General features: G+C 74.0%; 12 protein-coding genes. 4 read left to right on the top strand and 8 right to left on the bottom strand.

The features are described 5' to 3' along the window. Positions 1-97: 97 nt before the first annotated feature. Positions 98-397: a hypothetical protein gene (locus ACFYS8_RS28620; protein WP_387646223.1), complete on the top strand. Its 300-nt coding sequence runs from the start codon at positions 98-100 to the stop codon at positions 395-397. Positions 398-404: 7 nt separating this feature from the next. On the opposite strand, the gene ACFYS8_RS28615 is transcribed toward ACFYS8_RS28620, so the two are convergent. Further along, complete coding sequence (locus ACFYS8_RS28615) at positions 405-926, bottom strand: GbsR/MarR family transcriptional regulator (RefSeq protein ID WP_387646659.1); 522 nt, start codon at positions 924-926, stop codon at positions 405-407. A gap of 108 nt (positions 927-1,034) precedes the next feature. On the opposite strand from ACFYS8_RS28615, the gene ACFYS8_RS28610 reads away from it, so the two are divergent. Further along, positions 1,035-1,949, top strand: coding sequence for an ATP-binding cassette domain-containing protein (locus ACFYS8_RS28610; protein WP_387646221.1), 915 nt, complete (start codon positions 1,035-1,037; stop codon positions 1,947-1,949). Continuing rightward, positions 1,946-3,562, top strand: a complete 1,617-nt coding sequence (locus ACFYS8_RS28605; RefSeq protein WP_387646220.1) for an ABC transporter permease — start codon at positions 1,946-1,948, stop codon at positions 3,560-3,562. The genes ACFYS8_RS28610 and ACFYS8_RS28605 overlap by 4 nt, the downstream gene beginning before the upstream one ends. Positions 3,563-3,642: 80 nt before the next feature. On the opposite strand, the gene ACFYS8_RS28600 is transcribed toward ACFYS8_RS28605, so the two are convergent. The 3 genes from ACFYS8_RS28600 to ACFYS8_RS28590 form a co-directional block, all read right to left on the bottom strand. Further along, positions 3,643-5,145: an alpha/beta hydrolase gene (locus ACFYS8_RS28600; protein ID WP_387646218.1), complete on the bottom strand. Its 1,503-nt coding sequence runs from the start codon at positions 5,143-5,145 to the stop codon at positions 3,643-3,645. Positions 5,146-5,276: 131 nt separating this feature from the next. Then, entirely contained in the window at positions 5,277-5,753 is a 477-nt protein-coding gene (locus ACFYS8_RS28595; RefSeq protein WP_387646215.1) for an OsmC family protein, read from the bottom strand. A 4-nt stretch (positions 5,754-5,757) separates the two neighbouring features. Next, a complete protein-coding gene (locus ACFYS8_RS28590) occupies positions 5,758-6,399 on the bottom strand; it encodes a GntR family transcriptional regulator (RefSeq protein WP_387646213.1) in 642 nt (213 codons plus the stop codon). A 149-nt stretch (positions 6,400-6,548) separates the two neighbouring features. On the opposite strand from ACFYS8_RS28590, the gene ACFYS8_RS28585 reads away from it, so the two are divergent. Continuing rightward, the gene (locus tag ACFYS8_RS28585; protein ID WP_387646211.1) at positions 6,549-8,189 is read left to right on the top strand and encodes a DUF4190 domain-containing protein; all 1,641 of its coding nucleotides are present in this window, start codon (positions 6,549-6,551) and stop codon (positions 8,187-8,189) included. A 117-nt stretch (positions 8,190-8,306) separates the two neighbouring features. On the opposite strand, the gene ACFYS8_RS28580 is transcribed toward ACFYS8_RS28585, so the two are convergent. From ACFYS8_RS28580 to ACFYS8_RS28565, 4 genes are read right to left on the bottom strand one after another with little or no spacing between them, the layout of a single operon-like run. Next, entirely contained in the window at positions 8,307-9,692 is a 1,386-nt protein-coding gene (locus ACFYS8_RS28580; RefSeq protein ID WP_387646209.1) for a cobyrinate a,c-diamide synthase, read from the bottom strand. Between the two features lie 4 nt (positions 9,693-9,696). After that, positions 9,697-10,293, bottom strand: coding sequence for a cob(I)yrinic acid a,c-diamide adenosyltransferase (gene cobO, locus ACFYS8_RS28575; protein ID WP_387646657.1), 597 nt, complete (start codon positions 10,291-10,293; stop codon positions 9,697-9,699). 5 nt (positions 10,294-10,298) lie between these two features. Continuing rightward, positions 10,299-12,329 carry a putative cobaltochelatase gene (locus ACFYS8_RS28570; RefSeq protein WP_387646655.1) on the bottom strand — a complete coding sequence of 677 codons (2,031 nt, stop codon included), beginning with the start codon at positions 12,327-12,329 and terminating at the stop codon, positions 10,299-10,301. A gap of 44 nt (positions 12,330-12,373) precedes the next feature. Beyond that, entirely contained in the window at positions 12,374-13,921 is a 1,548-nt protein-coding gene (locus ACFYS8_RS28565) for a cobyric acid synthase (protein ID WP_387646207.1), read from the bottom strand. Positions 13,922-13,938: the final 17 nt, after the last annotated feature.

The raw sequence follows: 13,938 nt of genomic DNA, 5'->3' as shown, positions 1-13,938 counted from the left end.
CCGCACCGTTTCTGGGCGTGGTACACGGTGCCCGCGCTGTTCGGGAGCCTTGCGCTGTCGTGGCTGGCGGTTTGGCAGTTCGGCGCGGCCAACCCCGTTGCGTGGGATCACCGCCGTCCATCCCCGCAACGGCAAGGCGGCCGGGTACTGCCTGCTGCGCACCGCCGAGGGTCAGGACATCGCCAAGCGGCTGAGCCCCTGCGAGGGCCGCGACGTCGGCAACCAACTGGAGGTCACGTACGACCCGGCCGGCCGGCAGTATCCGACCGAGAACCTGCCCGATCCGGGCGGTGCGGTGCGGTGGACCGCGGGGCTGGTGGCCGTGCTGGTCCTGTTGGTCCTCTCGATGCCGCTGTGGGGGCCGCGGGGTCCGCGGGTGCGGGAACGGCAGCGATAGCGGTCGCTCACTTCTCGCGGTCGCGCCAGCGCTGCATCATCTGCTGGATCTCGACCCGCAGGAAGGCGAAGAACTCCTGGGATTCGGCGAGGCGTTGGCCGGCCGGGGTGTCCGCGCCGAGCGCGTCGACGCCCTCGACCAGGCTGGACTCGAAGCGGGACAGCGTGCGGTCGCGGTTGGCGGTGGCCTCGTACCAGACGTGGTCGTGGATGCGGTAGCGGTCGCGGCGGGTGCCGGGCTCGCGTTCGCGGCTCACCAGGTCGACCTGGGTCAGGTAGCGGACCGCGCCGGAGACGGCGGCGGGGGAGATCTGGAGCAGTTCGCCGAGTTCGGCGGAGGTCAGCCGCCCGGAGTCGGCGGTCAGCAGGGCGGTGAACACCCGGGCCGACATTCGGGGGAACCCGGCGTCCGCCAGCACCATGGCGAACCGCTCCACGAACTCCGACACCGCCGCCGGATCCCGCTGCGCGTCCACGTCGCCCACGTCGCCCACCTCACTCGCCTGCACCACCGGAACCCTCCCCGACATCCGTCCGACCGGGCGTCCGCCCACCTTCACACACCTTCGGCAGCAACGCGAAGATCCGGGACTTTCGGCAACTTCACGGATTTGTGAAACAAGAGTAGCGTCGAGCTCATGACGACCGCCATTTCGGTGTCCGGCCTGGTGAAGACCTTCGGCCGCACCCGCGCCCTGGACGGACTGGACCTCACGGTCGAGCAGGGCGAGGTTCACGGGTTCCTCGGCCCCAACGGGTCGGGCAAGTCCACCACCATCCGCGTCCTGCTCGGCCTGCTGCGCGCCGACTCCGGCACCGCCACCCTGCTCGGCGGCGACCCGTGGCGCGACGCCGTCCCGCTGCACCGCAGAATCGCCTACGTGCCGGGCGATGTGACGCTGTGGCGCAACCTCTCCGGCGGGGAGGCGATCGACCTGCTCGGACGGCTGCGCGGCGGACTCGACCAGACCCGCCGGGCCGCGCTGCTGGAGCGCTTCGAGCTCGACCCCACCAAGAAGGGCCGCGCCTACTCCAAGGGCAACCGGCAGAAGGTCGCGCTGGTCGCGGCCTTCGCCGGCGACGCCGACCTGCTGATCCTGGACGAGCCCACCTCCGGCCTGGACCCGCTGATGGAGGAGGTGTTCCGCGAGTGCGTCGCCGAGGCCCGCGACCGGGGCGCCACGGTGCTGCTGTCCAGCCACATCCTGTCCGAGGTGGAGGCGCTCTGTGACCGGGTGTCGATCATCCGGGCCGGGCGCACCGTGGAGACCGGCACCCTGGACGACCTGCGTCACCTGACCCGCACCTCGGTGGACGCCGTCCTCACCGGGCCGCCGCCGCACCCCGCCTACGCCCACGACCTGACGATCGACGGCAACCGGCTGCGCTGCCAGGTCGACACCGAACAGCTCGGCACCCTGCTCACCGAGCTCACCGCCGTCGGCGTGCACAGCCTCACCAGCCGGCCGCCCACGCTGGAGGAACTCTTCCTGCGCCACTACGAGAACGACCCGGCCGACACCCCGTCGACCTCGACGGCGGCCGCCCGATGAGCGGCTACGCGCTGACCGGCACCGGCACCCTCTACCGCCTCGCCCTGCGCCGCGACCGGATCGCCCTGCCGGTGTGGGTGTACATCGGCACCGGCATGGTCGCCTCCACCGCCTTCTCCTTCCGCACGCTGTACAGCGACGAGGCCTCCCGGCGGACCTTCGCGGCCAGCATCGACGGCAACGGCTCGCTGCGCGCCCTGTACGGCCCGATCTTCGACGGCTCCACCATCGGCGGGCTGACCGCGTGGCGGATGGGCGTCTTCGGGGCGGTGCTGGCCGCGCTGATGTCCACCCTGCTGGTGGTGCGGCACACCCGCGCCGAGGAGGAGGACGGGCGGCTCGAACTGATCGGCGCCGGCGCCGTCGGCCGCCGCGCCCCGCTGACCGCCGCACTCGCCACCGCCCTCACCGCCGACGCCGCGCTGGCCGCCCTGGTGACGATCGTCCTGCTGGCCGCAGGTCAATCCGCCGCCGGGGCGCTGGCGTTCGGCCTCGCGCTCGGCGCCACCGGGGTGTTCTTCGCCGCGCTGGCCGCCGTCACCGCGCAGATCGCCGAGACCGGGCGGGCCGCCAACGGCCTTGCCGGGGCGGCGATCGGCCTCGCCTTCGTGCTGCGCGCCGTCGGAGACTCCGGCAGCGGCACGGGCTGGGCGAGCTGGCTCTCCCCGATCGGCTGGAGCGAGCAGGTCCGCGCGTTCGCCGGCGACCGCTGGTGGGTGCTGGTACTGCCGCTGGGCGGGGCCGCGCTGCTCACCGCGCTGGCCCGCACCCTGGTCGAACGACGCGACCTGGGCGCCGGGCTGCTCCCGCAGCGCCCCGGCCCCGCCGTCGCCGCGCCCGGCCTGGCGGACGCCGCCGCACTGGCCCGCCGCCTGCAGCGCGGCGCCCTGATCGGCTGGACGCTGGCCTTCGCGGCGGGCGGCGCGGTGTTCGGCAGCGTCGCCAAGGGCGTGGTCGACCTGGTCGGCGACAACCAGCAGATGGCCGACATTATGGCCCGGCTCGGCGGACAGCAGGGCGTGCTGAACGCCTATCTCTCCACCATCGCCGGGGTGTTCGGGATGATCGCCGCCGTGTACGCCGTGCAGTCCGTGCTGCGGCTGCGCGCCGAGGAGAGCGCCGGCCGGGCCGAACCGGTGCTGGCGGGTGCCGTCTCCCGGCTGCGCTGGGCGGGCGGACACCTGCTGTTCCCGCTGCTCGGCACCACCGTGCTGCTGGCCGCGGCCGGCCTCACCGCCGGGCTGGCGCAGAGCGCCGCGCTCGGCAGCGCCGCCGGCCACGGGACGGGCGACGCCGTCGCCCGGATGCTCGGTGCCACGCTGGTCCAGCTGCCCGCGGTGTGGCTGACCGCCGCCGTGGCGCTCGCCGTGTACGGCCTGCTGCCGCGCTGGACGGCGGCCGGCTGGGCCGGCTTCGGCGTGTTCGTGCTGGTCGCCTGGCTCGGCCCGATCCTGCAACTGCCGCAGTGGGTGCTCGACCTGTCGCCGTTCACGCACCTTCCGCACCTGCCCGGCGGGACGTTCACCGCCGCGCCGCTGCTGTGGACCACCGCGCTGGCCGCGCTCGCCGCCGGGGCGGGCCTGGCCGGGCTGCGCCGCCGCGACCTGGGCTGACGACCGGGCGCGGCCCGACGCACCGCCACCGGCCGGACGAACCCCGGACGGACGGGTGCTGATCGGGCCGCGCACCGGCCTCACCCGGCCTTCGGGCAGAACGCGTCCCGGGCCGGGCGGCGGCCGGTGGCCAGGAACTCCGACACCAGCGCGTCGCCGCAGGCGTTCCCGTGGGACAGGTAGGAGCCGTGGCCGCCGGAGTCGACCGTGACCATCCTGGCCCGGTCGCCGAACGCCGCGCGCAGCTTGAGCGCCCCCGCGTAGGGCGTGGCCGGGTCGCGCAGGTTCTGCACCATCAGTACGTTGGACGGCCCGTCGTCGGTGACCCGGACCGGCGGTTCGGCGGGCTGCCAGTGCCAGAACGCGCAGGCCGAGGCGTTCACCGGCATGCCGGCCGTGAGCGGGTGCGCGACCCGGTCGGCGGCCACCGCCGCGGCGTACGAGCCGAGGTCGCGCGGCCAGCTGACGTCGTTGCACAGGGTGGCGACCGTGACCGCCGTGGCAGCCTGCATCTGCGCGAGCTCCGCCGCGTCCGGCGCGGGCCCCTGCTCGGGCAGCGGGCGGTGGCCCTGGGCGGCCTGGATCAGAGCGGCCGCGGCGGGGAACTTGGCGTCCGCGTACAGGCTGTTCAGCAGCGTGCCGCGCACGCCGTTGCCGTCCAGTACGCCCGGGTTGTGGCCGGGCCAGGGCAGCGGGGCCGCGTCCAACTGCTCGGCGGCCGTCAGGTAGGCGGTGCGGACCTGCTCGGGGGTGTCGGCGATCCGGAACTCGCCGGCCTCGGGGGAGGACGCCCAGGCTGCGAAATCCGGGAAGCGGTCCTCCGCGCCGGTGGCGAAGGCGGCCAGCCAACTGCGCTCGGCCAGGGCCGGATCCGGGTTGTCGTTGCTGTCCAGCAGGATCCGGTCGGTGCGGTCGGGGAACATCGTGGCGTACGCGGCGCCCGCGTAGGTGCCGTAGGAGACGCCCCAGGTGGAGATCCGGCGCTCGCCGAGGGACTGCCGGATCCGGTCGATGTCCCGCGCCTCGTTCCGGGTGGTGATGCTGCGCAGCACCGGGCCGCCGTTGGCCGCGCAGCGGTCGGCGATGCGTTGGCCGGTGGTCAGGTTGGCATCGCCGCCGTGCCCGTCGGGCGCGGGCCAGGGCAGCAGCTTGCCGGGTGCCAGGTCGGCGTAGTCGAGCCCGCAGGAGACCGGACTGGAACGCCCGACGCCGCGTGGGTCGAAGCCGATCAGGTCGTACCTGTCCAGCACCGACTGGGGCAGCCGTTTCACGGCGCTGCTCGGCCCGTTCAGGCCGGAGCCGCCCGGCCCGCCCGGGATCAGCACCAGCACGCCGCGCCGCTGATCCGGCTTGGCGGCGGTGATCCGGGAGATCGCCAGCGTCAGTGACGGCCCGTCGGGTTGTCGGTAGTCGACCGGGACCGTCACCTCGGCGCACTGCTGCCGCCCGTCCGCCGCCCCGTCCGTGCAGGCGGCCCAGGCGGGCCGGGCAGGGGCGGGAGCGGCGGCGGCGAGCGGTGCCGTCAGGCCGAGCAGGACGGTGGTGGCGGCGGCGAGGGCGGCGCCTCGTTGAGTGATTCGCATGACCACGAGTCTTCGCCGTTGTCACGTCCGGATCGATCCGGCAGGCCTCCGTCTCTTTCCTGGAGTCAGCCTCAGCGGAAGCACTGTAGCCAGCTATACCAAGGAAGTTGACGGATCATCAAGGAGGTGCGTCAGGAGGTGGCGCGCACCGTGATGACCGGCTCGTGGCGGACCGGGAAGTTCACCGAGGACGCGATGAAGCAGTCCCGGCCGGCCGGGCCGTGCAGGGCCTCGGCCTGCTCGCGCATCGACTCGTCGGCGATCTCCACCCGGGGCCGCAGCATCGCCTCGGTGAAGTGGCCGCCGCCGCCCGCGGTCTCCATGGTGGCCTCCGCCTCGTCCGTGTAGGACAGCACCACCACGCCCTGGCGCGCGCAGTGCGACAGGTACGACAGCATGTGGCACTGGGCGAGCGCGGCCAGCAGGAACTGTTCCGGGTTCCACCGCGAACGGTCGCCGCGGAACGTCGGGTCGGCGCTGCCGAGCAGTGTCGGCACCCCGTCCGAGGAGATGTCGTGGGCGCGGGAGTACGAGCGGTAGGTGTCGGTACCGGTACCGAGGTTGCCGGTCCAGTCGACACGGACCGCGTAGTGGTGGGACAGGGCCATCAGGTCACTCCTTCTCGGGCGGCCGGGCGGCGGCGCAGGTGTCCAGGACGTGCCGCCGGGCGGCCGCCCCGGCAGCGGCCGGATCCCCGGCGATCACGGCGGCCAGCAGCTCACGGTGCTGGTCGTCCACCAGGGCGGTGCGGTCGGGCGCGTGCAGAGAACGGTGGGTGGAGACCTGGATCTGGTCCCACAGCCGCTCCAACGAGTGCAGGGCGACCGGGTTGGCGGAAAGCTCCGCGACCCGCCGGTGGAACTGCCGGTTCAGCCGCACCGCCTCCGTCAACTCGCGTTCCACGGTGGCCCGGTGCGTACGGTCGGCGAGCGCCGCCAGGTCGGTCAGCTCGGCCGGGGCCAGCCGGCCCGCCCGCTGCCGCTCGGCCGCGAGCTCGGCGGTCAGCGCCTCCAGCGCGGCCCGCACCCGGTAGACGTGCGACAGCTCCTCAGCGGACAGCTCCACCACCCGGACGCCGCGCCCGGCGGCGGCCAGCAGGCCGTCCGCGGTCAGCGCCCGGAACGCCTCCCGGACCGGAGTGCGGCTCACCCCCAGGGTCTCCGCGACCTCCACCTCGCCCAGCCGCGCCCCCGGTGGGTAGCGGCCGTCCAGGATCAGTTCCCGCAGGCTGCGGCGGGTGCTCTCGGTCTGCACGGCGGCAGCGTAGTGCGATGCATGCATTGCATGCAATGGTCACGCTCACGGTGCTGGAACTTCGGCGCGGAACTCGTTGGGAGAGCGACGGACCGGTCCGCTATATTCGCGCAGCCGTCGAACAGTTCCACGCCCCAAGGGGGAAACCCATGTCGTTCGACCAGGAGCGCTCCGGGGAGGCCGTCCCCGACGCCGCCCGGGACGACTCCCCGACCACGCCCGCCACGCCCACGGTTGACGCCGCAGACGCAGCGCCAGCGGCCGCGGTCTCCTTCAGTAAGCAGCCGGCCGCGCCCGAGTCGGCCCCCGCCGCGGAAGCGGCGGACGCGGAGAGCGCTGACGCCGTCGCGGTCGGGCCTGCCGTGGATGCACCGGCGGCGATCTCGTTCAGCAAGCAGTCCGACGCGCCGGAGCCCGCGCCCGTCGACGCACCGGCTGTCACCACCACGCCAGTTGACGCGCCGCCGGCCCCCGCCGCGCCGCCGGCGCCCGCGAACCCGTGGGCGCCGCCCGTCGCGCCGCCGCCCGAACTCGGCGCCGCGCCGGCCGGTGCGCCGGTCCCGCCCGGTGCGCCGGTGCCGCCCGGGGCGAACCCGTGGGGCGCGGCCCAGACCGACGCGACCGCCGGGGGCAACCCGTGGGCGCCGACGGGTGTTCAGCAGCCGTGGGGGACGGGCGGGTACCCGCCACCCGGCATGCCCGGCGCGCCGACCGGGCCGATGATGATGTACCCGCAGCCGCAGCGGTCGCTGTACACCAACAACCTGGCCATCGCCTCGCTGATCACCGGCATCGTCTGCTGCTACTTCGGCTTCATCGGCATCGGCCTGGGCATCGGCGCGCTGCGCCAGATCAAGCGGACCGGTGAGCGCGGCAAGGGCCTGGCCATCTCCGGCATCGTGACCGGCAGCCTCGGCATGGTGCTGTTCGTGCTCTCGGTGATCGGCGGCACCTTCAGCGTCCAGGACTTCGAGGACGACAGTTCCACGCCCTCGCACGTCACGTCGACGTCGAACGCCGCCACGCCGGACTCGCCGTTCCGGCTGCGGGTCGGCCAGTGCTTCAACCGGGCCATGACCGGTTTCGCCAAGCCCGTGGACTGCACGTCCTCGCACCACGGCGAGGTCTACTGGACGCAGCCCACCAGCAAGCAGGACGGCAAGTACCCGGGCGAGGACGCGCTGAAGGCGGAGGCCGACGAGGTCTGCCCGGCGCACGTCGACACCTATGTGGCGGACACCTGGACGATTCCGGACTCGGTGTCGACCTTCTACTACTTCCCCGACCGGCTGGGCTGGAACACCTCCGGCAGCCGCCGCATCGTCTGCTTCCTGGGCAACGAGGACAAGTCGTCGCGCACCGGATCGCTGCAGAAGTACCCCAGCACCCTGACCACCGACCAGCGTCAACTGCTGGACGCCACCAACCAGTTCGACCGTGCCTGGATCAACGGCCCGGACGAGGACACCAAGGTCGAGGACGACCCGCAGGCGTTCCGGGCCTGGGCCAAGGACATGAGCGTGGCCGCCACCAAGCAGGCCACCATGCTGAAGGCCGCGCACTGGAACACCGCCGACAAGGCGACCGTCGACCGCCTGATCGCGAAGTCCATGACCGCGTCCGACCACTACCTGGCGGCCTACCGGTCCACCGACAACGCCACCCTCCGCCGTGAACTGGGCGTCGCCGAGGACAACTTGGGCGACGAGGAGATCATCTCGCTGCGCCGCGCGCTGGGCCTGGCGACCGCGCAGGAGGAGCCGTCCAAGAAGGGCAGCCAGCCGGTCTGACCGGCCGCCCCCGGCCGTCCCCCGGCCTGACCGGCCCGGTCGGCCGCGCGAGCCCGGCTCGCGCGGCCGATCCGTCGTCGGCTCCCGTCAGCTCCTGGTAGCTCCCGGCGGCTCCCCTCAGCTCCCGTCGTGCGAGGCGGCCCAGGCGGCGGCGTGCCGGACCAGCCGGGTCGGCAGGGCGGGGGCGCCCGTCCAGTGCAGGTGCAGGTAGGAGGCGTGCACCGAGCCGTGCAGGTGGCCCTCGGTGTGCGGGCCGGTGGGGGTGCGCCAGCCCCAGGCGGGGGACGGGCCGGCCGCCGGGTCGGTGACGGTGCGGTGGAACTCGTGGCCGCGCACCCGGGACCCGGCCGCGGCGAGCGGCGAGTCGGCGAGCGCCACCGCCTCCCGGTAGCCGAGGGTCAGCCGGGGCGTCATCCGGGCCGTCGTGTCCAGCACCCCGCACATCGGCAGGCCATCCAACTCCCGCCCCAGGTAGAGCAGTCCGGCGCACTCGCCGACCACCGGGGCGCCGCTCGCGGCGAGTTGGGCGACCGCCGCCCGCAGGGAGGCGTTCGCGCTGAGCTCGGAGACGTACACCTCCGGGAACCCGCCGCCTATCACCAACGCCGAGGTCCGCTCCGGCAGTTGCTCGTCGTGCAGCGGGTCGAACGGCACCACCTCGGCCCCGGCGGCGGTCAGCAGTTCGGCGTTCTCCGCGTACGAGAAGGAGAACGCCGCGCCGCCGGCCAGCGCGATCCGCGGCCGGGGACCGACCAGCGGTTCCACCTCGGCCGCCGGGTCCCACGCCGTGCAATCCAGCGGCGGGGCGGTCCGGGCCAGCGCCAGCACCTCGTCCAAGTCGACGGAGGCGGCGACCAGTTCGCCCATCTCGCGGACCGCCCGCAGCGCCTCCGCCGAGCGTTCGACGGCCGGCACCAGGCCCAGGTGGCGGGACGGGGTGTCCACCGCCTTCGCCCGCCGTACCGCGCCGAGCACCGGCACCCCGGAGCCCTCCTCCAGGGCCTCCCGCAGCAGCGTCTCGTGCCGGTCCGAGGCGACCTTGTTGAGGATCACCCCGGCGAGGCGCACCTGCGGGTCCCAGGACGCGAAGCCGTGCACCAGCGCCGCCACCGAACGGGACTGCGAAGAGGCGTCCACCACCAGCACCACCGGCGCCCGCAGCAGCTTCGCGACCTGCGCCGTGGACGCCAACTCGCCGCGCCCCGCCGCCCCGTCGTACAGGCCCATCACGCCCTCGACCACCGCTACGTCCGCCCCGGCCGCGCCGTGCGCGAACAGCGGGGCGATGCGCTCCGGGCCGCTCATCCAGGCGTCCAGGTTGCGGCCCGGACGCCCGGCGGCCAGCGCGTGGTAGCCGGGGTCGATGTAGTCCGGGCCGACCTTGTGCGGGGACACCTTCAGCCCGCGCGCGGCCAGCGCCGCGATCAGGCCGGTCGCCACCGTGGTCTTGCCCGCGCCGGAGGACGGGGCGGCCACCACCAGTCGGGGAATGCTGTCGTTCAAGGGTCTACCACTCAATACCGCGCTGGCCCTTGCGGCCCGCGTCCATCGGATGCTTCAGCTTGGTCATCTCGGTGACCAGATCGGCCAGTTCGAGCAACTGCTCGGGCGCGTTGCGGCCGGTCACCACCACATGCTGGCTGCCCGGTCGGTCGCGCAGCACCTCCACCACCTCCGCCACGTCGATCCACCCCCAGTGCAGCGGGTAGGTGAACTCGTCCAGTACGTAGAACCGGTACGTCTCGGCCGCCAAGTCCCGCTTGACCTGCTCCCAGCCCTCCCGGGCCGCCTCCTCGGACGACTCGATGTCGCGCTGCACCCACGACCAGCCCGAGCCCATCTTGTGCCACGCCACCGTGCCGCCCTGCCCGGACTCGCCGAGCACCCGCAGCGCGTTCTCCTCGCCGACCTTCCACTTCGCCGACTTGACGAACTGGAACACCCCGATCGGCCAGCCCTGGTTCCAGGCCCGCAGCGCCATCCCGAACGCCGCCGTGGACTTCCCCTTGCCCGGGCCGGTGTGCACCGCCGTGATCGGCAGTGTCCGCCGCTGCCGGGTGGTCAGTCCGTCGTCCGGGACGTTCTCCGCAACTCCCTTGGGCATCCTGCTCACGCCGCCTTTCGTGTCGTAGAGGTCGTAGAGGTCGTGGAGGTCGTAGCAGTGGAGGTCATCGCCGTCCGGGCCTCGCGCACCAGCGCGGCCACGCCCTCGGCCCGCAGCTCGTCCAGGCTCACCGCGTCACCGTTCAGGTGTGCCGCCAACTCCCTTGCCAGGCCCAGCCGGACGGGGCCGGACTCGCAGTCCAGCACCACCGCGGCCACCCCCTGCGCAGCCAGCAGCCCCGCCGCCCGGTGCGACCGCGCCACCGCGTCGCGCGTGCCGGTCGCCCGGCCGTCGGTCACCACCACCAGCAGCGCCCGCCGGTCCGGGTCGCGCAGCCGCTCCACCCGCAGCACCTCGTGCGCCCGCAGCAGGCCCGCCTCCAACGGCGTTCGCCCGCCGGTCGGCAACTGCTCCAGCCGGGCCGCGCCCACCTCCACCGAGGAGGTCGGCGGCAGCGCCAGCTCCGCGCCGGAGCCCCGGAACGTCACCATGCCGATCTTGTCGCGCCGCTGGTAGGCGTCCATCAGCAGCGACAGCACCGCGCCCTTGACCGCCGTCATCCGCTGCCGGGCCGCCATCGACCCGGACGCGTCCACCACGAACAGCACCAGGTTCGACTCCCGCCCCCGGCGCACCTGTTCGCGCAGATCGTCCCGCCGCAGCACCAGCGCCCGGCCGGCCCGTCCGCGCGCCACCTGGTGCGGCGCCGCCGCGCGCAGCGTCGCACTCAGGTGCAGCCGGGTCAGCCGGCCCTGCGGCCGGCGCGCCCGCACGGTGTGCCCGGCGTCCGTCTCGGCGGGGGAGCGCCGTCCCTGCGCGCCCCGGCCGGTGCCGTCCACCTTGAACAGCCGTGTCCGGTAGGGGTGTTCGGACGCCACCGGGGACGACTCCCGGGAGCCGCCCGGCCGTTGCTGCGGCGGCGCGGGCGGGGCCTCCGAACTCGCCTCCTGCGCAGGAGAGGTGGGGTCGGACGGTGCGGGGGAGCCGCCGCCGTCCGGACCATTGCCGCCGTCGCCCGGACCGTCGCCGGGGCCCTCGTCGTTCGGGCCCTCGCCGTCCGGCTCCTGGTGCTCGGCCAGCGTCCGGTCCAGCTGCTCCTGATCCAGGCCCGGCGCGTCGAACGGGTTGCGCCGCCGCCGGTGCGGCAGTGCCAGCTGGGCGGCCTTGCGGACGTCCTCCTCCAGCACCTCGGTGCGACCCGCCCAGGCCGCCAGCGCCACCGCGGTGCGGGCCATCACGATGTCGGCGCGCAGGCCGTCCACCTCGAACGCCGCGCATACCGCCGTGATCTGACGCAGCGCCAGATCCGAGAGCTCGACGGACGGCAGCAACTCCCGTGCCGCGCCGATCCGTTCGGCGAGCTCGAGCTCGCGCCCGGCCCAACTCGCCGCGAAACCGGCCGGATCGGCGTCGTAGGCGAGCCGGCGGCGCACCACCTCGGCGCGCTCGTCCGCGTCCCGGGTGGCCGCGATCTCCACCGTCAGGCCGAACCGGTCCAGCAGCTGCGGCCGCAGCTCGCCCTCCTCCGGGTTCATCGTCCCGACCAGCAGGAACCGCGCCGCATGCCGCACCGACACGCCCTCGCGCTCCACGTACGAACGCCCCATCGCCGCCGCGTCCAGCAGCAGGTCCACCAGGTGGTCCTGGAGCAGGTTCACCTCGTCGATGTACAGCACGCCCCGGTGCGCCTTCGCCAGCAGCCCCGGCTCGTACGCCTTCACGCCCTCGGCGAGCGCCCGCTCCAGGTCCAGCGAGCCGACCACCCGGTCCTCGGAGACGCCCACCGGCAACTCCACCAGGAATGCCGGACGTTCCGCCGTCCCCTCATTGGAGTGCGGGCCGTCCGGGCACTGTGCGTCCGGCGACGCCGGATCACACGCGAACCGGCAGCCGGCCACGGTGGCGATCGACGGCAGCAGCCCTGCCAGCGCGCGCACCATGGTCGACTTCGCGGTGCCCTTCTCGCCCCGCACCAGCACGCCGCCCACCGCCGGCGACACCGCGTTCAGCAACAGGCCCAGCCGCAGGTCGTCCATCCCCACGACAGCCGTGAACGGGTAACGGGCATCGGTCAGTTCAGTCACTTCGACCTCTCCATCTCCACCGGAGCCGGGGCTCCGGGCGGCACGAACGGCAGACCTGCCGGCGCCCCGTTCTCGATCAGCTTCCACAGCGCGTCCGTGTCGGCGTGCTCCGCCACCAAGTCGCCCAGTGCGTCCAGCCGTTGCTCCCGCGCCGCCGCGAACGAGGTGTCCGGCGCCGGGACGAACGCCCGCCCTGCGGCGCGGGCCACCTCGGCGAGGAACGCCCGGCGGAACGCGTCGTTCTCCAGCACCCCGTGCCAGGTCGTCCCCCACACCGGCCCGACCCGGCAGCCGTCCAGCGCCCGGCCGTCGGTGTCGGTGACGAACGACTCGCCGCCGTCCACCGACACCACCCCGTGGTGGATCTCGTAACCCGCCACCCGCTCACCGAGCGCCACGCCCGTCGGACGCGCCAGCACCTTGTCCGCGCCGAACACCACCCGGGTCGGCAGCAGCCCGAGCCCGTCCACCGTGCCGGCCCGGGACTCGACCGCGTCCACGATCTCCCGGCCCAGCATCTGGTACCCGCCGCACACGCCCAGCACCGGCAGCCCCGCCGCGACGCGCCGCGCGAGCGGCTCCACCAGGCCCTGCGCCCGCAGCCAGGCCAGGTCCGCGACCGTCGCCCGCGTCCCCGGCAGCACCACCAGGTCCGCGTCCGCCAGCTCCTCCGGACGGGTCGCCCAGCGCACCAGCACGCCCGGCTCCTGCGCCAGCGCGTCCACGTCCGTGAAGTTCGACAACCGCGGGAACCGCACCACCGCGACCCGCAACACCTCCGCCCCCACCGGCCCACCTGCCGCCGGGCGCTGCGCGACCGACGCCAGATCCAGCGAATCCTCCGCGTCCAGCCACAGCCCCTGGAGCATCGGGAACGTCCCCAGCACCGGACGCCCCGTCAACTGCCGCAGCATCTCCAACCCCGGTGCCAGCAGACGCGCGTCACCGCGGAACTTGTTCACCAACCAGCCCGCGACGAGCGACTGGTCGTCCGCCGACAGCAGCGCCAGCGTCCCGAACATCGACGCGAACACCCCGCCGCGGTCGATGTCCCCGACCACCACGACCGGCAGCCGGGCGGCCGACGCCAGGCCCATGTTGGCGATGTCCCGGTCCCGCAGATTGATCTCCGCCGGCGAGCCCGCACCCTCGCAGACCACCACGTCGAACCGCGACCGCAGGTCCGCCAGGCACTCCAGCGAGCGCTCCAGCAGCACCGGCTTCCGGTCCCGGTAGTCCAGCGCCCCGACCTCCGCCACGGCCCGCCCCATCAGCACCACCTGACTCCGGCCGTCCGCCCCCGGCTTCAGCAACACCGGGTTCATCGCCGCCTCCGGCTCCACCCCCGCCGCCTGCGCCTGCATCGCCTGCGCACGCCCGATCTCCGCCCCGTCGGCCGTCACGAACGAATTCAGCGACATGTTCTGCGCCTTGAACGGCGCCACCCGCACCCCCTGCCGCCACAGCCACCGGCAGATCCCCGCCGTCACCACACTCTTTCCGGCGTCCGAGGTCGTCCCGGCCACCAGCAACGCGCCGTTCACCGGCGACCTCCTTCGAA

This window comes from Kitasatospora sp. NPDC004615, from assembly GCF_042873545.1.
In the GTDB taxonomy this organism is placed as follows: Bacteria; Actinomycetota; Actinomycetes; order Streptomycetales; family Streptomycetaceae; genus Kitasatospora.
The sequence above is the reverse complement of the archived record's forward strand: the minus strand, read 5'-3'. Positions and strand labels throughout refer to the sequence as shown.

Bases quoted from the DNA above. Each gene is read 5' to 3' on its own strand.
- ACFYS8_RS28615 (WP_387646659.1), bottom strand. From the start codon at position 926: ATGTCGGGGAGGGTTCCGGTGGTGCAGGCGAGTGAGGTGGGCGACGTG.
- ACFYS8_RS28610 (WP_387646221.1), top strand. From the start codon at position 1,035: ATGACGACCGCCATTTCGGTGTCCGGCCTGGTGAAGACCTTCGGCCGC.
- ACFYS8_RS28605 (WP_387646220.1), top strand. From the start codon at position 1,946: ATGAGCGGCTACGCGCTGACCGGCACCGGCACCCTCTACCGCCTCGCC.
- ACFYS8_RS28600 (WP_387646218.1), bottom strand. From the start codon at position 5,145: ATGCGAATCACTCAACGAGGCGCCGCCCTCGCCGCCGCCACCACCGTC.
- ACFYS8_RS28595 (WP_387646215.1), bottom strand. From the start codon at position 5,753: ATGGCCCTGTCCCACCACTACGCGGTCCGTGTCGACTGGACCGGCAAC.
- ACFYS8_RS28585 (WP_387646211.1), top strand. From the start codon at position 6,549: ATGTCGTTCGACCAGGAGCGCTCCGGGGAGGCCGTCCCCGACGCCGCC.
- cobO (WP_387646657.1), bottom strand. From the start codon at position 10,293: ATGCCCAAGGGAGTTGCGGAGAACGTCCCGGACGACGGACTGACCACC.
- ACFYS8_RS28570 (WP_387646655.1), bottom strand. From the start codon at position 12,329: ATGGACGACCTGCGGCTGGGCCTGTTGCTGAACGCGGTGTCGCCGGCG.